The 19,986-nt window shown below is 71.1% G+C and carries 21 protein-coding genes; 11 read left to right on the forward strand and 10 right to left on the reverse strand.

The genetic code is table 11. The annotated features are described in order from the left end of the window. Window positions 1-63: 63 nt before the first annotated feature. On the forward strand, window positions 64-1,767 hold the full coding sequence (locus ACZ62B_RS23670; protein ID WP_469691955.1) for an alkaline phosphatase family protein: 1,704 nt from the start codon (window positions 64-66) through the stop codon (window positions 1,765-1,767). On the opposite strand, the gene dusB is transcribed toward ACZ62B_RS23670, so the two are convergent. Next, window positions 1,768-2,922 (reverse strand): tRNA dihydrouridine synthase DusB, encoded by a 1,155-nt coding sequence (dusB, locus tag ACZ62B_RS23675; RefSeq protein ID WP_468725758.1) that lies wholly within the window; start codon window positions 2,920-2,922, stop codon window positions 1,768-1,770. Window positions 2,923-3,110: 188 nt separating this feature from the next. Here dusB and ACZ62B_RS23680 point away from each other — a divergent pair, with 188 nt between their 5' ends. Beyond that, window positions 3,111-4,199, forward strand: coding sequence for a chitinase (locus tag ACZ62B_RS23680; RefSeq protein ID WP_468725756.1), 1,089 nt, complete (start codon window positions 3,111-3,113; stop codon window positions 4,197-4,199). A 141-nt stretch (window positions 4,200-4,340) separates the two neighbouring features. On the opposite strand, the gene ACZ62B_RS23685 is transcribed toward ACZ62B_RS23680, so the two are convergent. Then, window positions 4,341-5,723, reverse strand: a complete 1,383-nt coding sequence (locus tag ACZ62B_RS23685; protein ID WP_468725754.1) for a glycine--tRNA ligase — start codon at window positions 5,721-5,723, stop codon at window positions 4,341-4,343. A 161-nt stretch (window positions 5,724-5,884) separates the two neighbouring features. On the opposite strand from ACZ62B_RS23685, the gene ACZ62B_RS23690 reads away from it, so the two are divergent. From ACZ62B_RS23690 to ACZ62B_RS23705, 4 genes are all read left to right on the forward strand, one after another. Next, entirely contained in the window at window positions 5,885-6,871 is a 987-nt protein-coding gene (locus ACZ62B_RS23690; RefSeq protein ID WP_469691958.1) for a metal ABC transporter substrate-binding protein, read from the forward strand. Window positions 6,872-6,894: 23 nt separating this feature from the next. Further along, window positions 6,895-7,665, forward strand: coding sequence for a metal ABC transporter ATP-binding protein (locus ACZ62B_RS23695; RefSeq protein WP_344564537.1), 771 nt, complete (start codon window positions 6,895-6,897; stop codon window positions 7,663-7,665). Window positions 7,666-7,670: 5 nt separating this feature from the next. Beyond that, the gene (locus ACZ62B_RS23700; protein WP_344564535.1) at window positions 7,671-8,573 is read left to right on the forward strand and encodes a metal ABC transporter permease; all 903 of its coding nucleotides are present in this window, start codon (window positions 7,671-7,673) and stop codon (window positions 8,571-8,573) included. Between the two features lie 62 nt (window positions 8,574-8,635). Further along, window positions 8,636-9,043, forward strand: a complete 408-nt coding sequence (locus tag ACZ62B_RS23705; RefSeq protein WP_468878473.1) for a Fur family transcriptional regulator — start codon at window positions 8,636-8,638, stop codon at window positions 9,041-9,043. A gap of 137 nt (window positions 9,044-9,180) precedes the next feature. Here the strand turns inward: ACZ62B_RS23705 and ACZ62B_RS23710 are convergent, their stop codons facing one another. The 5 genes from ACZ62B_RS23710 to ACZ62B_RS23730 are packed head-to-tail and all read right to left on the reverse strand — an operon-like array spanning window position 9,181 to window position 11,814. Beyond that, a complete protein-coding gene (locus ACZ62B_RS23710) occupies window positions 9,181-9,723 on the reverse strand; it encodes a hypothetical protein (RefSeq protein ID WP_344564531.1) in 543 nt (180 codons plus the stop codon). Between the two features lie 46 nt (window positions 9,724-9,769). Next, window positions 9,770-10,603, reverse strand: coding sequence for an isoprenyl transferase (locus tag ACZ62B_RS23715; protein ID WP_344564529.1), 834 nt, complete (start codon window positions 10,601-10,603; stop codon window positions 9,770-9,772). 21 nt (window positions 10,604-10,624) lie between these two features. Continuing rightward, on the reverse strand, window positions 10,625-11,371 hold the full coding sequence (gene recO / locus ACZ62B_RS23720) for a DNA repair protein RecO (RefSeq protein WP_073931980.1): 747 nt from the start codon (window positions 11,369-11,371) through the stop codon (window positions 10,625-10,627). A gap of 21 nt (window positions 11,372-11,392) precedes the next feature. Beyond that, entirely contained in the window at window positions 11,393-11,608 is a 216-nt protein-coding gene (locus ACZ62B_RS23725; RefSeq protein ID WP_073931979.1) for a hypothetical protein, read from the reverse strand. Beyond that, window positions 11,605-11,814: a hypothetical protein gene (locus ACZ62B_RS23730; RefSeq protein ID WP_085572112.1), complete on the reverse strand. Its 210-nt coding sequence runs from the start codon at window positions 11,812-11,814 to the stop codon at window positions 11,605-11,607. Before ACZ62B_RS23730 ends, ACZ62B_RS23725 begins: the two co-directional genes overlap by 4 nt. A gap of 115 nt (window positions 11,815-11,929) precedes the next feature. Between ACZ62B_RS23730 and ACZ62B_RS23735 the strand changes: the two genes are divergently transcribed. The 5 genes from ACZ62B_RS23735 to ACZ62B_RS23755 all read left to right on the forward strand — a co-directional run bounded on the left by ACZ62B_RS23735 (window position 11,930) and on the right by ACZ62B_RS23755 (window position 15,834). Further along, entirely contained in the window at window positions 11,930-12,763 is an 834-nt protein-coding gene (locus tag ACZ62B_RS23735; RefSeq protein WP_468878466.1) for a helix-turn-helix domain-containing protein, read from the forward strand. Further along, window positions 12,745-13,017: a DUF397 domain-containing protein gene (locus ACZ62B_RS23740; protein WP_469691962.1), complete on the forward strand. Its 273-nt coding sequence runs from the start codon at window positions 12,745-12,747 to the stop codon at window positions 13,015-13,017. Before ACZ62B_RS23735 ends, ACZ62B_RS23740 begins: the two co-directional genes overlap by 19 nt. 118 nt (window positions 13,018-13,135) lie before the next feature. Beyond that, window positions 13,136-13,861 (forward strand): DUF4328 domain-containing protein, encoded by a 726-nt coding sequence (locus tag ACZ62B_RS23745; RefSeq protein ID WP_469691964.1) that lies wholly within the window; start codon window positions 13,136-13,138, stop codon window positions 13,859-13,861. Between the two features lie 107 nt (window positions 13,862-13,968). Beyond that, on the forward strand, window positions 13,969-15,450 hold the full coding sequence (locus ACZ62B_RS23750; RefSeq protein WP_468878458.1) for an alpha/beta hydrolase: 1,482 nt from the start codon (window positions 13,969-13,971) through the stop codon (window positions 15,448-15,450). 147 nt (window positions 15,451-15,597) lie between these two features. After that, entirely contained in the window at window positions 15,598-15,834 is a 237-nt protein-coding gene (locus tag ACZ62B_RS23755) for a hypothetical protein (RefSeq protein WP_344564517.1), read from the forward strand. Window positions 15,835-15,846: 12 nt separating this feature from the next. Here ACZ62B_RS23755 and ACZ62B_RS23760 read toward each other — a convergent pair whose 3' ends face one another. The 3 genes from ACZ62B_RS23760 to ACZ62B_RS23770 all read right to left on the reverse strand — a co-directional run bounded on the left by ACZ62B_RS23760 (window position 15,847) and on the right by ACZ62B_RS23770 (window position 19,921). After that, entirely contained in the window at window positions 15,847-16,509 is a 663-nt protein-coding gene (locus ACZ62B_RS23760) for a response regulator (protein ID WP_469691966.1), read from the reverse strand. Then, window positions 16,506-17,774, reverse strand: a complete 1,269-nt coding sequence (locus tag ACZ62B_RS23765; protein ID WP_344564513.1) for a sensor histidine kinase — start codon at window positions 17,772-17,774, stop codon at window positions 16,506-16,508. The genes ACZ62B_RS23760 and ACZ62B_RS23765 overlap by 4 nt, the downstream gene beginning before the upstream one ends. Window positions 17,775-17,836: 62 nt before the next feature. After that, window positions 17,837-19,921 (reverse strand): MMPL family transporter, encoded by a 2,085-nt coding sequence (locus tag ACZ62B_RS23770; protein WP_469691971.1) that lies wholly within the window; start codon window positions 19,919-19,921, stop codon window positions 17,837-17,839. Between the last annotated feature and the right edge of the window lie 65 nt (window positions 19,922-19,986).

Consider the following 19,986-nt stretch of genomic DNA (forward strand, 5'->3'; position numbering starts at 1 on the left):
CGGACCCGGACCCCCACGCCGGGTCCGCCTCCCACCGGGCTCGGTACGGAAGGGACCTCCGGGTTGCCCGTCTTCACACGCCTGCGCGACGCGCGCGTCCGCACCCGCCTGCGCGACGCGCGGGACGCGCACCCCGTCGCCGCCCGCGCCCTCCGCCGGGCGGTCCACGTCCTCGCCGCCGCCCTCGTCGTCGGCGCCCTGCTGATGCCGAACACCGCGCCGGGGCTCCGGCCCGACCGGTTCGCCCGGATACCGGCGGAGGCGATCATCGGGGCCATACTGCTGCTCGCCCTGCCCCGCCGGCCGCGGATCGTCGTGGCGGCGCTGTGCGGGGCGGGCATCGGCGTGCTGACCGTGCTGAACCTGCTGGACATCGGGTTCACCGAGTATCTGGGCCGCGGCTTCAACGTCGTACTCGACTGGGGGCTGCTCGACGACGCCCGGGCCTATGTCGCGGACTCGATGGGCGGCGCGACCGCGACCGCCGCCGCCGTCGGCGCGGTCGCCCTCGCCCTGCTCCTGGTGACCGTCATGGCGCTGGCCACCGTCCGGCTCGGCGACCTGCTGGCCCGGCACCGCGTCCGCGCCGCTCGGGGCGCGCTGATCGCGGGGACGGCGTGGGTCACCTGCGCCGCGCTCGGGGTGCAGATCTCCGGTGTGCCGGTCGCCTCCGACCGCGCGGCGGGCGCCCTGAAGGGACAGACGCGGCGCGTGGTGGACACCCTGCGCGACGAGGCGGCGTTCGCGAAGGAGGCGCGGGCGGACGCCTTCGGCGCCACTCCCCCCGACCGGCTCCTGCCGGACCTGCGCGGCAAGGACGTCGTCCTCGCCTTCGTCGAGAGCTACGGCCGCACCGCCGTCGAGGACCCGCTGATCGCCCCCGGCGTCACCCGCGTCCTCGACACCCGCACCGCCGCGCTCGCGAAGGCCGGCTACCACGCCCGCAGCGGCTGGCTCACCTCGGCGACGTACGGCGGCAGCAGCTGGCTCGGTCACTCCACCGCCCTGTCCGGCCTGTGGATCGACAACCAGCAGCGCTACCGCACCGTCACCTCCGGCGACCGCCTCACCCTCACCAAGGCGTTCGAGAAGACCGGCGCCTGGGACACCGTCGGCGTCATGCCGGGTGTGCGGAAGGCCTGGCCGGAGGCCGAGTGGTACGGCCTCGACAAGGTCTACGACGCCTTCGGCCTCGGCTACGAGGGGCCGAGGTTCAGCTGGTCGACCATGCCGGACCAGTACGCCCTGGAGGCCTTCCAGCGCCTGGAGCACGGCCGGAAGCGCGACCGGCCGCTGATGGCGGAGGTCATCCTCACCTCCAGCCACCAGCCCTGGGCGCCGATCCCGGAGCTGGTCGGCTGGGACGAGCTCGGCGACGGCTCGGTCTTCGACGCGATCCGGAAGGCGGGCGGGAAGCCGTCCGACGTCATCGCCGACTCCACCGGGTCCCGGCGGGAGTACGGCAGGTCGATCGAGTACTCGCTCACCTGCCTCACCCAGTGGCTGGAGCGCTACGGCACCGACGACACCGTCCTCGTCCTCCTCGGCGACCACCAGCCCATCGCCCGCGTCAGCGGCACCGGCGCGAGCCGGGACGTGCCGGTGTCGGTCGTCGCCAAGGACCCGGAGGTGCTGGAGAAGACCGACGCCTGGAACTGGACGGAAGGACTCCGGCCGGCGAAGGGCGCGCCGGTGTGGAAGATGAGCGCGTTCCGCGACCGCTTCCTGACGGCCTACGGCTCCGTCCCGCACCCCACCGGGGGCTGATCAGCCGCCGGAGGTGTCCAGTTCCGCCTCCTCGCCGACGCCCGCGCAGTCGTACGGGTCCTTCAGCCAGCCGTCCGGCAGCACCACCCGGTTGTTGCCGGACGTGCGGCCGCGGGGGCCGTCGGCGCCGGCCGGCCAGGGCTGGTCGAGGTCCAGCTCGTCGAGCCCGGCCCGCAGCTCCTGGAGCGAGGAGGTGATCGCGAGCCGCTTGCGCATCTCGGAGCCGACCGCGAAGCCCTTCAGGTACCAGGCCACGTGCTTGCGGAAGTCGATCACCCCGCGCGACCCGTCGCCGATCCACTCCCCCAGCAGCGTGGCGTGCCGGACCATGACGTCGGCGACCTCGCGGAGGGTGGGCCGCACGAAGTCCTCCGTACGCCCCTCGAAGGCGGCCACCAGGTCCGCGAACAGCCACGGCCGGCCGAGGCAGCCACGCCCCACGACCACCCCGTCGCAGCCGGTCTCGCGCACCATCCGCAGCGCGTCCTCGGCCGACCAGATGTCGCCGTTGCCGAGCACCGGGATCTCCGGGACGTGCTCCTTCAGCCGGGCGATGGCGTCCCAGTCGGCGGTGCCGCCGTAGTGCTGGGCGGCGGTGCGGCCGTGCAGCGCGATGGCGGTCACGCCCTCCTCGACGGCGATCCGGCCGGCGTCCAGGTAGGTCAGGTGGTCGTCGTCGATGCCCTTGCGCATCTTCATCGTCACCGGCAGGTCCCCGGCCCCGCTGACCGCCTCGCGCAGGATGGACCGCAGCAGGTTCCGCTTGTACGGGAGGGCCGAGCCGCCGCCCTTGCGGGTCACCTTGGGGACCGGGCAGCCGAAGTTGAGGTCGATGTGGTCGGCGAGGCCCTCCTCCGCGATCATGCGGACGGCCTTGCCGACGGTCGCCGGGTCGACGCCGTAGAGCTGGATGGAGCGCGGCTTCTCGGTCTCGTCGAAGCGGATGAGCTGCATGGTCTTGTCGTTGCGTTCGACCAGCGCCCGGGTGGTGATCATCTCGCTGACGAACAGGCCCTTGCCGCCGCTGAACTCCCGGCACAGGGTGCGGAAGGGCGCGTTGGTGATCCCGGCCATGGGGGCGAGCACGACGGGCGGCTGGACCGTGTGCGGGCCGATCTGAAGGGTCGGGTTCGTCGGGGGCGTGAGCGTGGGCATTCCCCCATTGTCCCGCATGGCACGGGCGGCCGGTCGGGGGCGGTACGACGGCTGCCGGCGGGCTTCCCGGCCCCTGCCCCTCGTTGGTCCAGACCTCTTGACGAAAGGTCTGGACCAAAGTCATTGTCATGACTGCGACACCGTGCCCCACTCATGATCACCTCACCGCACCCCCACCGGGAGGCCCCATGAACCGCCGGATCCCTCACAGGCTGCGTCTCCTCGCGGCCGCCCTCACCACCGCCGTCCTCGCCCCGCTCACCGCCACCGCCACCGCCGCACCGGCCGCCGCCGCGCCGGACGCCGCGCCCGCCGCCGCCGAGACCTGTGCGGTGAAGTCGAAACCCGCCGGGAAGGTCCTCCAGGGCTACTGGGAGAACTGGGACGGCGCCGCCAACGGCGTCCACCCGCCCTTCGGCTGGACCCCGATCACCGACTCCCGCATCGCCGCCCACGGCTACAACGTGATCAACGCGGCGTTCCCGGTCATCCTCTCCGACGGGACCGCCCTGTGGGAGGACGGCATGGACCGGGACGTGAAGGTCGCCACCCCGGCGGAGATGTGCGCGGCCAAGGCGTCCGGGCAGACGATCCTGCTCTCCATCGGCGGCGCGACGGCCGGCATCGACCTCAACTCCACCGCCGTCGCCGACCGCTTCGTCGAGACGATCGTCCCGATCCTGAAGGAGTACAACTTCGACGGCATCGACATCGACATCGAGACCGGCCTGGTGGGCAGCGGCAACATCAACCAGCTGTCCACGTCCCAGGCCAACCTGATCCGCATCATCGACGGCGTCCTCGCCCGCATGCCGTCGAACTTCGGCCTGACCATGGCCCCGGAGACCGCCTACGTCACCGGCGGCAGCGTGGTCTACGGCTCGATCTGGGGCGCCTACCTGCCGATCATCAAGAAGTACGCGGACAACGGCCGCCTGTGGTGGCTGAACATGCAGTACTACAACGGCAGCATGTACGGCTGCTCCCGCGACGCCTACTCCGCGGGCACGGTGCAGGGCTTCGTCGCCCAGACCGACTGCCTCGACAAGGGGCTGGTCGTCCAGGGCACGACGATCCGGGTCCCGTACGACAAGCAGGTGCCGGGCCTGCCCGCGCAGCCGGGCGCCGGCGGCGGTCACATGTCCCCGTCCCTGGTCGCCCAGGCCTGGAACCACTACCGCGGCGGCCTCAAGGGCCTGATGACCTGGTCGATCAACTGGGACGGCTCGAGGAACTGGACCTTCGGCGACAACGTGAAGTCCCTGCAGGGCCGCTGAGCCGAGAAGGCCGAACCGAGAACCCAGGCCACCGAAACCCCGAACGCCCACCCCTCACCCGACCGAGTCGGGTGAGGGGTGGGCATAGTTCCCGGGGGTCCAGGGGGCAGAGCCCCCTGGTACGGCAACACCAACCGGCGTTCAGCAGCCGACGAGCCTCGACGCGAGGTACCCCTCGATCTGGTCGAGCGAGACGCGCTCCTGCTTCATCGTGTCGCGCTCACGCACGGTCACCGCGTTGTCGTCCAGCGTGTCGAAGTCGACGGTGACGCAGAACGGCGTACCGATCTCGTCCTGGCGACGGTAACGGCGCCCGATCGCGCCGGCGTCGTCGAACTCGATGTTCCAGTGCCGGCGCAGGGCCTGGGCGAGACCCTTCGCCTTCGGCGACAGCTCCGCGTTGCGGGACAGCGGGAGGACGGCCGCCTTCACCGGCGCGAGGCGGTGGTCGAGCCGCAGCACGGTCCGCTTCTCCATCTTGCCCTTGGCGTTGGGCGCCTCGTCCTCGACGTACGCGTCGAGCAGGAAGGCGAGCATCGCCCGGCCGACACCGGCCGCCGGCTCGATGACGTACGGCGTCCAGCGCTCGCCGGCCTCCTGGTCGTAGTAGGCGAGGTCCTGGCCGGAGGCCTTGGAGTGGGCGGTGAGGTCGTAGTCGGTGCGGTTGGCGACGCCCTCCAGCTCGCCCCACTCGCTGCCGCCGAACTGGAAGCGGTACTCGATGTCAGCGGTGCGCTTGGAGTAGTGGGAGAGCTTCTCCTGCGGGTGCTCGTACCACCGCATGTTCTCCTCGCGCATGCCGAGGCCGGTGTACCAGTTCCAGCGCTGCTCCATCCAGTACTCCTGCCACTTCTCGTCCTCGCCCGGCTTGACGAAGAACTCCATCTCCATCTGCTCGAACTCGCGGGTGCGGAAGATGAAGTTGCCGGGCGTGATCTCGTTGCGGAAGGACTTGCCCATCTGGGCGATGCCGAACGGCGGCTTCTTGCGCGAGGCGGTGTGCACCAGGGCGAAGTTGGTGAAGATGCCCTGGGCGGTCTCGGGGCGCAGGTAGGCGATGGAGCCGGAGTCCTGCGTCGGGCCGAGGTGGGTGGAGAGCAGGCCCGAGAACTGCTTGGGCTCGGTGAAGGTGCCCTTGTTGCCGCAGTTGGGGCAGTTGAGGTCGGCGAGGCCGTTCTCCGGGGCGCGGCCCTTCTTCTCCTCGTACGCCTCCTCCAGGTGGTCCGCGCGGAACCGCTTGTGGCAGGAGGTGCACTCGGTCAGCGGGTCCGTGAAGGTGGCGACGTGGCCGGAGGCGACCCACACGTCCGGGGCCAGGATCACGGACGAGTCGATACCGACCACGTCCTCGCGCGAGGTGACCATGTAGCGCCACCACTGGCGCTTCAGGTTCTCCTTGAGCTCGACACCCAGCGGTCCATAGTCCCAGGCGGCACGCTGGCCGCCGTAGATCTCACTGCAGGGGAATACGAAGCCACGGCGCTTGCTCAGGCTGACGATGGTGTCGATCTTGTCGGCGGCCACGGTGCTCTCTTCATTACGACGACGGGCGACGAAGCGAGATTGCTTCCAGCGAAGCCCTCAGGCTACCGGCGCGGCCTGCCCCGCGACCAATTCGGTGCCCCCTACAGCGCCCTCACGTGCTTTGTTGACAACGGTTTCCATATTTGTTGAAAATGAGTGTCATGAACGTACGACGACACTACATATCCACGGCCGCGCTGGCCGCGGTCACCGCCCTCGGCCTCGGCACCCTGACCGCCTGTTCCTCCGACAGCGCCGCCGCGGGCAACACCGACAAGTTCGACGTCGTCGCGTCGTTCTACCCGATGGCCTTCCTCGCCGAGCAGATCGGCGGCGAGCACGTCAGCGTCACCAGTCTCACCGAGCCCGGCCAGGAACCGCACGACCTGGAGATCAGCGCCAAGCAGACCGCGCAGCTCGAGGAGTCCGACGCGGCGCTCTACCTCAAGGGCCTCCAGCCCACCGTCGACGAGGCCATCGGCCAGTCCCCGGTGAAGACGAAGATCGACGCGGCGACCCTGACCTCCTTGGAGGAGCACGGCACCGAGGTCGGCGGCCACGAGGAGGGGCACGCCGAGGAGGGGCACGCCGAGGAGGAACACGGCCACGAGCACGAGCACGAAGGCGGCAAGGACCCCCACATCTGGCTCGACCCGGTCAAGTACGCCGAGGTCGCCGAGGGCGTCGGCAAGGCCTTCGAGAAGGCCGACCCCGACCACGCCGCCGACTACAAGAAGAACACCGCGGCCCTGGTCGGCAAGCTGAACGACCTCGACGAGAAGTTCGAGACCGGCCTCGCGGACAAGAAGACCGACGTCTTCATCACCACCCACGCCGCCTTCGGCTACCTCGCCGAGCGCTACGGTCTGACCGAGGAGGCCATCAGCGGCCTGGACCCCGAGACCGAGCCCAGCGGGGCCCGCGTGAAGGAACTCCAGACGATGGCGAAGGCCGACGGCGTCACCACCGTCTTCTACGAGACGCTCGTCAGCGACAAGACCGCCAAGACCCTCGCCGGTGACACCGGACTGAAGACGGACGTCCTCGACCCGATCGAGGGCATCACCGACGCCTCCCGCGGCGACGACTACTTCCAGGTCATGGAAGCCAACCTCAAGGCCCTGCAGACGGCCCTGGGAACCAAGTGACCGACGAACCACCGGAGAACGGCATGACGACCGAGCCCGTCATCTCCCTGCGCGGCGTCCGCGCCGAGCTGGGCTCGCGCCCCGTCCTGCGCGGCATCGACCTCACCGTGCGCCGCGGTGAGGTCGTCGCCCTGCTCGGCGCCAACGGCTCCGGCAAGTCGACGGCCGTGCGCAGCGTCATCGGCCAGGTGCCCGTCAGCGCCGGGGAGATCGAACTGTTCGGCACCCCGCGGCACCGGTTCCGCCACTGGGCGCGCGTGGGCTACGTCCCGCAGCGCACCACCGCCGCCGGCGGCGTGCCCGCCACGGTCACCGAGGTCGTCTCCTCCGGCCGCCTGGCCCGCACCCGCTTCGGCCTGTTCCGCAAGGCCGACCACGCGGCCGTACGCCACGCCCTCGACCTGGTCGGCATGGCGGACAGGGCGAAGGACTCCGTCGACGCCCTCTCCGGCGGCCAGCACCAGCGGGTCCTGATCGCCCGCGCGCTCGCCGCCGCACCCGACCTGCTGATCATGGACGAGCCGATGGCGGGCGTCGACCTGGCCAGCCAGGAGATCCTCGCCGAGACCCTGCGGCACCAGGTCTCCGAGGGCGCCACCGTCCTCCTCGTCCTGCACGAACTGGGCCCCCTGGAGCCCCTGATCGACCGGGCGGTCGTGCTCCGCGACGGCTGCGTCCTGCACGACGGCCCGCCCCCGAAGGCCGTCGGCCAGCACGCCCTGCCCGGCCACGACCACGTCCACCCGCACGCCCCCGCGGGTGCCGAACCGATCCGCACGGGACTGCTGAGCTGAATCCGATGGACATTCTCGACTACGCCTTCATGCAGCGGGCGCTGCTCGCCGCCGTCCTGGTCGGCATCACCGCCCCCGCCGTCGGCATCTACCTCGTCCAGCGCCGCCAGGCCCTCATGGGCGACGGCATCGGCCACGTCGCCATGACCGGCGTCGGCCTCGGCTTCCTGCTCACCTGGTCCCCGGTGTGGATGGCGACCCTGGTCTCCGTCCTCGGCGCCGTCTTCATGGAACTGGTCCGCTGGTACGCCAAGACCCGCGGCGACATCGCCCTCGCGATGCTCTTCTACGGCGGCATGGCCGGCGGCGTCATGTTCATCAACCTCGCCCCCGGCGGCTCCACCACCAACCTCTCCTCGTTCCTCTTCGGCTCCCTGTCCACGGTCTCCGAGTCCGACGTGACCGCGATCTGCCTGCTGGCCGCGTTCGTGGTCCTGGTCACCGTCGGCCTGCGCCGACAGCTCTTCGCCGTCAGCCAGGACGAGGAGTTCGCGCGGGTGACGGGCCTGCCGGTGCGGTTCCTGAACCTGCTCACGGCGATCACGGCCGCGGTGACCGTCTCGGTCGCCATGCGCGTGGTCGGCCTGCTGCTGGTGAGCGCGCTCATGGTGGTGCCGGTCGCGGCGGCCCAGCAGCTCACCCGCAGCTTCGCCGCCACCTTCGCCATCGCCGTCGCGATCGGCGTGAGCGTGACCATCGGCGGCACGGTCACCTCGTACTACCAGGACGTGCCGCCCGGCGCGACGATCGTGCTGCTGACCATCGGCGCGTTCATCGCGCTGACCGCGCTGGCCGCCCCGCTGGCCCGCCGCCGCGCCCGGGCACTGGCCGCCGCCCATCCCGGCGGCGACCCCGCGGAGTGCGCGATTCCGGCCAGCCGCGAGGCCGGCGACACGGTCGGCGCCTGACTGCCCTCTGCCCGGACTGGCACAATGGCCCGGGCAGAGGCCAGATGTGAGGAGGCATTCCCGTGACGACCGCAGGACCGCCCGTGAAGGGCCGCTCCACCCGGCAGCGTGCCGCCGTGTCGGCGTGCCTTCAGGAGGTCGACGAGTTCCGCAGCGCGCAGGAACTCCACGACATGCTCAAGCACAAGGGCGACTCGGTCGGGCTCACCACGGTCTACCGCACGCTCCAGTCCCTCGCCGACGCCGGCGAGGTCGACGTCCTGCGCACCGCCGACGGCGAGTCCGTCTACCGCCGCTGCTCCACCGGCGACCACCACCATCACCTGGTCTGCCGCAACTGCGGCAAGGCGGTCGAGGTGGAGGGCCCGGCGGTGGAGAAATGGGCGGAAGCCATCGCAGCGGAACACGGCTACGTCAACGTGGCCCACACGGTGGAGATCTTCGGCACCTGCGCGGACTGCGCCACCTAGCCGCGGGCAGTCGTGCCTCCCCCAGTGCCTTAAAGGCCTGGGAGGTACCCCCAGGGCGGCACGGGTGGGCGCGACGGCACCCCGTAAGCGCCGGGCAGCGCGACCCACCCCCGCCCGGCCACAACACCGCGCACCCGTCACACACGGGCCAGATGCCGATCGAGCAGCTCCCTCAACCGCTCCACCCCCCGCTCCCCACGAACCCCCTGCTTCACCAGCACCAGCGCGCAATTCCCCGCCCGGTCAGGACTGCGCAGCACGAAAACCCGCCCGGACTCCGCGTAGCTGCCGAAGTTCGCCCACCCCATGCGCAGATCACTGTGCTCGCTGACCATGCGCACGCCCCCGGAGCCGACGGTGATCCGAATCAGACCGTGATGCCTGTTCGCCTCGAGCATGCGCCCGGCCGAGGTACCAGGGTTCAGGAACACCGCCACCGCCCATACCGTGAGGCCCACACCCCACCCCACCCCCGCCGCCACGCCGCTCAGGACGCCGAGGACGACGAGCACGATCCCCGCCGACACGACGCAGGCGAGGAAGGCGGGGTGGTTCAGCAGACGCGTGACGCCGCCGCGCTTGCGGATCACCAGCCGCACGGCGTCCGCCATGTCCTCCCGGAGCTGCATGAACTCCAGCTCGACGGTCTCCTCGTCCAGTACCACGGCCTGTTCCGTCACGGCCCCTCCCCGGTCCTTCGGTGACGAGCCGTGATCGTAACGCCGGCTACTCCTGCTTGCCCTCCATGGCCAGCAGCTCCTCGTTCGGGATCGCCCCGCCGAACCGCCGGTCGCGGGAGGCGAACTCCAGGCACGCCCGCCACAGGTCACGCCGGTCGAAGTCCGGCCACAACACGTCCTGGAAGACCATCTCGGCGTACGCGCTCTGCCACAGCAGGTAGTTCGACGTCCGCTGCTCCCCGCTCGGCCGCAGGAACAGGTCCACGTCCGGCATGTCCGGGTAGTACATGTACTTCTGCAGCGTCTTCTCGTTGACCTTCGACGGGTCGAGCCGCCCGGCCCGCACGTCCTCCGCGAGCGCCTGCGCGGCGTCCGCGATCTCCGCCCGCCCGCCGTAGTTCATGCAGAAGTACAGCGTCAGCCGGTCGTTGCCCTTCGTCTGCTCCTGGGCGACCTGGAGCTCCTTGGCCACCGACTTCCACAGCTTGGGCATCCGCCCGACCCACCGCACCCGCACACCCAGCTCGTCGAGCGTGTCGCGCGTCTTGCGGATGAAGTCCCGGTTGAAGTTCATCAGGAAGCGCACCTCGTCAGGCGACCGCTTCCAGTTCTCGGTGGAGAAGGCGTACAGCGAGATCGCGCCGACCCCCATCTCGATCCCGCCCTGGAGCACGTCCAGCACCCGCTCGGCGCCGACCTTGTGCCCCTCGGTACGCGGCAGCCCCCGCTCCTTCGCCCACCGCCCGTTGCCGTCCATGACGATCGCCACATGCTTGGGAACCAGTTCCCCGGGGATCTTCGGAGGCCGCGCACCGGACGGGTGCGGTTCCGGCGTCCTGTACTCCTGGCGCTGACGCCCCAGGAACCCGCGTACCACCATGTGTCTCTCGTCTCCTCGTGCTTACTTCTCTACATAGCGGAGCGAGCGCAGCCCGCGCTCCAGATGCCAGTGCAGGTAGGCGGACACCAGCCCGCTCCCCTCCCGGACGTACCGCGCCTCGCACGCGTCCGCGGTCTCCCAGTCTCCCGTAAGCAGCGCTCCGAGGAGTCCCAGGGCCTGCGGCGAGGGTACGACGCTGCCGGGCACCCGGCAGTCGGCGCAGACGACACCGCCGGACGCGACCGAGAAGAACCGGTTCGGTCCGGGCATGCCGCACTTCGCGCAGTCGGTGAAGCTGGGCGCGTACCCGTTGACGGCGAGGGAGCGCAGCAGGAACGCGTCGAGCACGAGATGCGGCGCGTGCTCGCCCCTCGCCAGCGTCCGCAGGGCCCCGACCAGCAGCAGGTACTGCTGCACCGCCGGCTCGCCCTCGTGATCGGTGAACCGCTCGGCGGTCTCCAGCATGGCCGTCCCGGCCGTGTACCGCGCGTAGTCCGTCACGATCCCGCCACCGTACGGCGCGATCGTCTCGCTCTGCGTGCACAGCGGCAGGCCGCGTCCGATCAGCTCGCTCCCCTTCGAGAAGAACTGCACGTCCACGTGCGAGAACGGTTCGAGACGCGCACCGAACTTCGACTTCGTCCGGCGCACGCCCCTCGCCACCGCGCGTACCCGCCCGTGACCGCGCGTGAGCAGTGTGATGATCCGGTCCGCCTCACCCAGCTTCTGGGTGCGCAGCACGATGCCGTCGTCGCGGAACAGACTCATGGCATCCATTGTCGCCCACGTTCAGGGCACCTCACCGCGACTCCGGGCATTGGCGTACGCCGTCGCCGCGCGCAGCCGCTCGGCGGGCGTCGCGTGCCGTACGACACCGGGGTCGGCGTCCCACTCCCGGCCGCCGCCGTACGGTCTCAGCTGGACGTAGGGCCCCTCATGCCCCATGACCACGCCGATCCGCTCGGTCCTGGTGTCCACGACGTACGCGCCGACGGGCGGCTTCACCGCATCACCGCCGCCGCGATCCGCCGCGCGGTCTCCACGGAACACCGTCCCAATTCGACGAGTGGACAGGGCGCCTCCCGCGCGAGACTCACCGGGTCCAGCCCCAGTGACGGCAGGGAAATTCCGGCCTTCGCGAGTGCCGCCCGCAATTCCTTCACCACTTCCTCCGCTTCTTCGACGCAGAGCGCCGAGTGCTGTGCCTTCACCGTGTTCCCCTTCCTTTTCGGCTTTCACTCTTCGTACCCCAAGGGTGACGTTCCGTGCCTACACTCGGAAGGGGCTCTTGCTCTACAAGTGCGGGTCAGTACAAGGGGGTTGGTTATGGCCAACGGTTCGCGTCAGGCGGCGTGGGAGTTCTTCGGCGCGGAACTGAAGCGCCGGCGCGAGGACGCGGGGTTCACGCAGGTGGAGCTGGGTGCGCGGGTGTTCGTTTCGGGCGGCTACATCGGCCAGTTCGAACAGGCGATTCGCAAGCCACAATTGGATGTGGCCCAGCGGATCGACGACACGCTGCAAACCGACGGTATTTTCGAGCGGCTGTGCAGGAAGCTGATTGATGACCGGCGGTATGCGGATTACTTCGCCAAGGCGGCGGAGCTGGAGACACTGGCGATCAGTATCTGCGAGTTCGCGCACGCGTTGGTGCCGGGCCTCTTGCAGACGCCGGACTATGCGAGGGCGGTCACCCTGGCTATGAATCCCTTCGCCTCCGATGAGTTCATCGACGAGAAGGTGTCGGGTCGCATGGAACGCGGACGCATCCTCGCGGACGCAACTCGGCCGAAGTACTGGGCGATCCTGCACGAGAACGTCCTGCGGATCCCGGTTGGCGGGGAGACCGTGATGGCTGAGCAACTGGAGCACATCGCGACGCTCGCGCGCGAGCGGACAGTGGCGGTGCAGGTGCTGCCGTACACGGCTGGTGGGTACGCCGTGATGACCGGAGATCTCCGGCTCATGGAGTTCGAGGACGCGCCGCCAACGGCCTATACAGAAGCTGTGTATTCGGGGAATCTGCTGGACGATCCGGCCGTGGTGAAGAGGGCTCAGTCGGCATACGATCTGCTCAGGACGGACGCGCTGCCACGAGAGGCGTCCCGGGCACTGATCGAGTCGGCCTCGGAGGACTTCAGACAATGCGCGAGTACGACCTGAGCAACGCACGCTGGCGCAAGAGCATGTACAGCAACGGTGAAGGCGGGAGTTGCGTCGAGGTCGCCCACGACTTCCCCGGCGCCGCCAGCTGGCGCAAGAGCACTTACAGCGACGGCAACGGCGGCAACTGCGTCGAAGTAGCCGCCGGACTCCCCGGCATCGTCCCCGTCCGGGACAGCAAAGTGACCGGCGGTCCGGTGATCGTCGTCGGGGCGGTGGCCTGGACGGAGTTCATAGGCGGCATCGGCCGCTAGGAGGCCCTGGTCGCAGGCGAATTGATGTGGACGGCCTCTCGCCGTCCGGCGTATCGTGCGTCCGCGCGCGATCTTCCGCGGGTGTCTGCCGTCTTACCGCCCGTGGGGGGCCATCGTCATGCTCGCGTCCAAAGATGGGCTCAGCCCGTATCGCCCACTGCCCAGCAGCGTGCCGCCGCGCGCCTCGCGCGGCCTCCTCGTCGCCGTGGTGGCGGCGTTCGCCGTCTCCGCGCTCAGTGACCTGTTCGCCGCGTACACCGTTGTCCGGCTCCGCACGGTGATCGACGGCGACATGACCGCCACGACCGCGTCGGACCTGGACGCCGCGTACTCGCTGTACGAGAGGGCGGGACAGGTCCAGTTGGTCACGGGCCTGCTCTGCGCGGCGCTCTTCATCACCTGGTTCTTCCAGACGCGCCGCCGCACCGAGCTCCTGGCACCGAACTGGTTCCGCAAGGGACCCGGATGGGCGATCGGTGCCTGGTTCGTCCCCGTGGCCAACCTGTGGCTGCCGTACCGCATCGCGGCCGACATGTGGAATGCCTGCGCACTGCTGCCGACCGAGGGGAAATCGCACCGGTTGCCGATGTGGCCGGTGAACCTGTGGTGGGGCCTGTTCGTCGGAACGACACTGCTCGGCCGGTTCACCGCCGCGCGCGTCGACATGGTCGACTCGTTCGCCGAGGTCAGCGACGTCCTGACGCTGTCCCTCGTCACCGACCTCCTGTACGTCGCCACCGCCGGGGCCGCCGTGGTGTTCACGGTACGGCTGGCAACCCTGGAACGACTGAAGGCGGCCGAGGGTCGGGACGCTTCCCTGGACGGAGTTCATACGCACCGTTGAGCCACGTGCGAGCAGGCGCCCGGCGCAACTCCCTGGGGTAAACCCCAACAAGAACAAGGGTATTGCCCGGATGTGAGCAGGGCCGTGCTGCGACGAAGCTCGTACGCATGCCATCGACCACACGCACCCTCGCCCTCACCGCCGTACCCGCCGCCCTCCTCGTCGCCCTGCTCCCGCCCCTGACCGCCCAGGCCGTCGTACCCGCGTCCCTCGACTGGGGGCCCTGTGCGGACGCGACCGGCGCCGGCCCCCGCCAGGAGTGCGCCACCCTCCAGGTCCCCATGGACCACGCCGACCCCGACGGGCCGCAGATCTCCCTCGCCGTCTCCCGTATCCCCGCCGAGAGCCCCGCGTCCCGCCGCGGCGCCCTCTTCCTCATCGCCGGCGGACCGGGCGGCTCCAGCCTCAACGACCCTTCCGGCAAGGGCCAGAAACTCCCCCAGCGGGTCCGCGACCAGTACGACCTGATCGGCTTCGCGCCCCGCGGCGTCTCCCCCTCCACCTCCGTCGACTGCGGGCTGGACCACGCCGACCTCGCCACCTCCAAGCTGCGCCCCTGGCCCGCACCCGACGGCTCGATCGACGAGAACACCGCCACCGCCGAGCGCATCTCGACCGCCTGCGTCCGCAACGCCGGTGAGCTGATCCGCCACATCAGCACGCGCGACAACGCCCGCGACCTCGACCGCCTCCGGGCCGCGCTGGGCGAGCGGAGGATCTCCGCGTGGGGTGTCTCGTACGGGACGTACGTCGGAGCCGTCTACAGCCAGATGTTCCCGCACCGCACGGACCGGATCGTGCTGGACAGCAACGACGACCCCGACCCGACCCGGGTGGCCCGCGCCTGGCTCGCCGGACACGAGCGGGGTGTCGAGGACACGTTCCCGCACTTCGCGGAGTGGGCGTCGGCGCCCGACAACCCCGACCGGGTGGCGGAGACGGCCGCCGAGGTGCGTCCGCTGTTCCTGCGGCTCGCCGCCCGCCTCGACCGAGAGCCGCTCCCCTGGCCCGGCGCCAACCCGGAGGAGCTGAACGGCAACGTCCTGCGCCAGACCATGCTGGACAGCCTCTACCGGCCCAGCCGGTACCCGGCCCTCGCGAAGCTGATGCTCGCCGCGCGGTCCGGCACCGTACCGCCCGCGCCCCCCGCCCCGCCGGAGGCGGTGCTCCAGAACGTGACCGCCGTCGGCGTGGGGACGCTCTGCAACGACGTGGCCTGGCCCAAGTCGGCCGCCGTGTACGAGAAGGGCGTCGCGGAGAGCCGGGCCAAGTACCCGCTCACCGCAGGGATGCCGCGCAACGTGATGCCGTGCGCCGCCTGGCCGTACGAGCCCCGCGAGGCGCCTGTACGCATCACCGGCCGGGGACCGTCCAACATCCTCCTGGTCCAGAACGAACGGGACGTCGCCACCCCGCTCAGCGGCGCGCGCAAGCTCCGCGAGGCGTTCGGCCGGCGCGCCGTCATGGTCACCGTGGACTCCACCGGCCACGACGCCTACCTCGCCAACGGCAACGCGTGCGGCGACCGCACGGTCTCCCACTTCCTCGCCACCGGCGAACGGCCCACCCGGGACGCGTACTGCCGTTAGGACAGGCGTTCTCCGGGCCGTTCGTCCGACAGGGCGATGAGCTGCCGATGACGCCATCGGCGTGACGTTTCGCCCCGTGCGCAACCGGGGCTCCCGCGGCCGGCCTCCTGTCCTGCAGTACCGACACCTCTTGGTGAGGAGACCGCTATGACCGCGACCGCGTTCACGCTGGAGGGCGACTACCTGCTGGCCCCGCCGCGCCCGGCCGACCGGCTCGGCACCGGCATCGACCCGCGCGACCGGCGGCGGCTGGAGCTCCACGCCGCCCTGACCGCCGCCGGCATCCCGCCCCGGCCCGAGGACCGTGAGGCCATCGAGAGTCTGAGCGCCCTGTCCGGCAGCATCAACAGCACCATCCAGCGGTGGCTGCACCACACGCTCTGACCTCCGGCCCGCTCACGTCCTTCCCGGTGCCACCAGCCCCGACTCGTAGGCCACGATGACCAGTTGGGCCCGGTCCCGCGCCCCGAGCTTGCCCATGGTCCGGCTGACGTGGGTCTTCGCGGTGAGCGGGCTCAGGCCCAGCGAGTCGGCGATCTCGGCGTTGTTCAGGCCGCGCGCGACCAGCGTGAGCACCTCGCGTTCGCGCTCGGAGAGGCACTCGGGGCCTGCGGTGGCCGGCGCGGACGGGCTGCGCAGGAAGCGTTCGATCAGGCGGGCCGTGGGGCCCGGTGACAGCAGGGCCTCGCCGGCCGCGACCGTGCGGATGGCGTCGAGGAGTTCGGCCGGTCTGGTGTCCTTCACCAGGAAGCCGGAGGCGCCGGCGCGCAGCGCGTCCACGATGTTCTCGTCGGTGTCGTAGGTGGTGAGGACGAGGACCTTGACCCCCGCGAGGTCGTCGTCGGCGGCGATCAGGCGGGTCGCCTCGATGCCGTCGAGGTCGGGCATGCGGATGTCCATGACGACGAGGTCGGCGCGCTCGGTGCGGGCCAGTTCCGCCGCCTGCCGGCCGGTGGCGGCCTGGCCGACGACCTCCATGTCGGGCGCCGACTCGACGAGCATCGCGAAGGCCTCCCGTACGAGGGTCTGGTCGTCGGCGAGCAGCACGCGGATGGTCATCCGGTCACCGTTCCTTCCCGAGTCGTCGTGGGCGTCAGCGGCAGGGTCGCCGTGACCTGGAAACCGCCGCCCGCCCGTGGTCCGGCGTCGAGTGTGCCACCCACGCTGCGGGCCCGTTCCCGCATGCCGACCAGACCGAAGCCGGGAGTGGTGCCGGGGGTGGGGCCGGTGCCGTCGTCGGTGACGGACAGGCGCAGGGCGCCGTCCTCCTCGTGCAGGTCGACGCGGACCGCCGGTTCGGGTCCGGCGTGCCGGACCGCGTTGGTCAGCGCCTCCTGGACGAGGCGGTAGGCGGCGGCGCCGACGGCGGGCGGTACGGGACCGGCGACCCGGACGGCCGGTTCGACGCGGGCGCCGGCGAGGCGCGCGGCCTCCACCAGGTCGGGTACGCCGTCGAGTCCGGCCAGCGGGCCGCGGGTGTCCGAGGGACCGCCGGCGTTGTCGCGCAGCACCTCCAGGGTCGTACGGAGTTCGCCGCGGGCCGTCCGGCAGGTCTCGGCGATGTCGTCGAGGGCCTTGGCGACGGTCTCGCGGTCGAGGCGTTCGGGGTCGGCGGCCAGGACGTGCGCGGCGACGGAGGTCTGCACCCCGATGAGGGTGATGCTGTGGGCGAGCAGGTCGTGCAGGTCGCGGGCGATGCGCAGGCGTTCCTCGGCGACCCGGCGGCGGGCCTCCTCCTCGCGGGTGCGTTCGGCGCGCTCGGCGCGTTCGACGATGGCGGTGACGTACTGGCGGTAGAAGCGGACGTCGACGCCGAGGAAGAGCACGGCGACGACCCAGCCGGTGATGCGGAGCAGTTCCGTGAAGCCGTCGGGGTTGGTGAGGGCGTTCATGGTGAGGGTCGTGCCGATGACGGTGGTGCCGAGGAGGAGGGTGCGGCGCGGTGTGCTGGTCGACGCGACGGTGTAGAGGACGATCATGGACGCGGCGATGGGCGCGCCGTGGTTGTTGTCGAGGGCGTGGTACGGCACGACCGGCACCAGGACCAGCAGGAGCACCAGCAGCGGCCGGCGCCTGCGCCACGGCAGCGGTACGTGGGCGGCGAGCAGCAGCGTCCAGCCGAGCGCGTCGGGTTCGCGGCCGTGGCCGACGAACAGCGCGAGGGCGAGGGCGAGCACGGCGGTGCACGCGGCGAGGATCGCGTCGTTGCGGACGGCGTGCGGGGCGGTCAGGGGGTCGCGGTTGATCGCGGCCATGATCCGCTCGCCGCGGCGGGGGTGCTGCGCTGCCGTGAGACCGGCTGTCGTCGTGTGCACGGGGTACATCCTCCGGGAGGAGGGCGCCCCTCCGGGAGGGAGGGGCGCCCTTGTCGTCGGCACGCGGACTGCTACACCGGTTCCGGCTGCCGTTCGCGCGGGACGGGCTCCGGGACCTTGGAGAGCCTGCCCGGCCACCACACCCGGCGCCGCAGCGCCACGCTCGCGCTGGTCACCAGGTAGGTGCGGACGAGGAAGGTGTCGAGGAGGACACCGACCGCGATGACGAAGCCCAGCTCGACGAGTTGCACCATCGGCATGTTGGTGAGCACCGCGAAGGTGGCCGCGAGGACGAGCCCGGCGGAGGCGATGACACCGCCCGTGGTGCGCAGCGCGGTGAGCGCGGCCTGCGTGGGTTCGGCGCCGCCCAGGGACTCCTCGCGCATGCGGTGCATCAGGAAGATGCCGTAGTCGACGCCGAGGGCCACCAGGAACACGAAGGACAGCAGACCGAGCCCGGGGTCGGTGCCCTCGAAGCCGAAGAGCGGTTCGAAGACGAGTCCGCCGATGCCGAGGGCCGCGCCCCACACGGCGACGACTGCGGCGACCAGGATCAGCGGTGCGACCAGCGACCTCAGCAGCACCACCAGGATCAGCAGCACGGACAGCAGCACGATCGGTACGACGATGACGGTGTCCCGGGCGTTGGTGTCCTCCAGGTCGATCTGCTGGGCGCTGGGGCCGCCGACGTAGGAGCCGTCGAGCCCCTCGCGCAGGGCCTCGATGGTGGCGGTCTCGGCGGCCGACTGGGGCGGGGCCGAGGCGAGGACGGTGAGCTCGGTCCAGCCGTCGCCGCTGCGGCCCCGCTCGGCGCTCTCGACGCCGCGGGTGTCGCGGGCCTCGGCGAGCGCGGCGTCGGCACGGTCGGTGGGGGCGATGACGGTGATGGGCTGGGTGCCGCGCTCCGGGTAGGCGGCGGCGAGGGTCTCCATGGCGGCGATGGCCTCGGGCTCGGTGGTGAAGGTGTCCTCCTGCTTGAGGCCGCCGGGCAGGTTGAGCGAGCCGAGGGCCAGCGCGCCGAGCAGGAGGGCACCGCCGACGAGGACGGCGCGGGGCCGGCGTTCGGCGGAGCTGCCCATCGCGCTGAACAGCGACCTGCGGGCCTTGGGCGTGCTGCCGTAGCGGGGTACGAGCGGCCAGAAGACGCGGCGGCCGAGCAGGACCAGGATCGCGGGGAGCAGGGTCAGCATGGCGGCCAGCGCGCACAGCACGCCGACGGTGCCGAGCGGGCCCATGCCCCGGCTGGAGTTGAGGTCGGCGGCGAGCAGGCACAGCAGTCCGGCGGCTACGGTCCCGGAGGAGGCGAGCACGGCGGGGCCGCAGCCGCGCAGGGCGGCGACCATGGCGTCGTAGGGGCGTTCGATGCGGCGCAGTTCCTCGCGGTAGCGGGAGACGAGCAGCAGCGCGTAGTCGGTGCCCACGCCGAAGACGAGGATCGTCATGATGCCGGAGCTCTGGCCGGACACCGACGTGCCGAACCACTGGTTGAGGCCGTAGGCGACACCCATGGAGAGGTAGTCGGCGATTCCGGCGACGGCGAGCGGGACGAGCCACAGGAACGGGCTGCGGTAGATCAGGATCAGCAGCAGCGCGACGACGGCGGCGGTCGTGTAGAGCAGCGGGCCGTCGAGCGAGTTGTAGACCTCGGAGGCATCGGTGGCGAGCGCGCCCGCGCCGCCGACCTCGACGCTCAGCCCGTCGCCGCCCTCGGCGACGTCCCGTACGGCGTTGACCAGGGCGTCGCGGGCCTCCTCGTCCTGGCCGGGCTCGGTGGAGGCGACCGGGTACATGAGCGTGGTGCCGTCCTTGGACGGGACACCGGCCGGGCGGTCGGTCAGCCGGTGCGCGCCCGCGATCTCGGCGATCTGCTCGGCGGCGGTGGCCCGGTCGGCGGCGGTCAGTCCGGCGTCGCGGTGGTAGACGACGACCATCTCGGTGGCCTCGCCGCCCGGCAGCCGGTCCTGGATCTTCGCGACCTGCGTCGAGTCGGCGCTCGCCGGCAGGTAGTCGACGGCTCGGTCGCGCTGCACGTCCGAGAGTTTCGACGCGAACGGCGAGGCGATCGCCAGTACGGCGATCCACAGTCCGAGCACCAGCCAGGGCACGGCGCGCCGTCGTCCCCCGCCCGTCCCCCCACGTGTCTTCGCGGCCCCCATGTGACGGGCCTCCCTCCGGTCCGGATGTCTGGTTCGGTCTCCAGAATTCCGTCGCCGAGGTGCCG

Source organism: Streptomyces sp. NPDC053426, assembly GCF_055585405.1.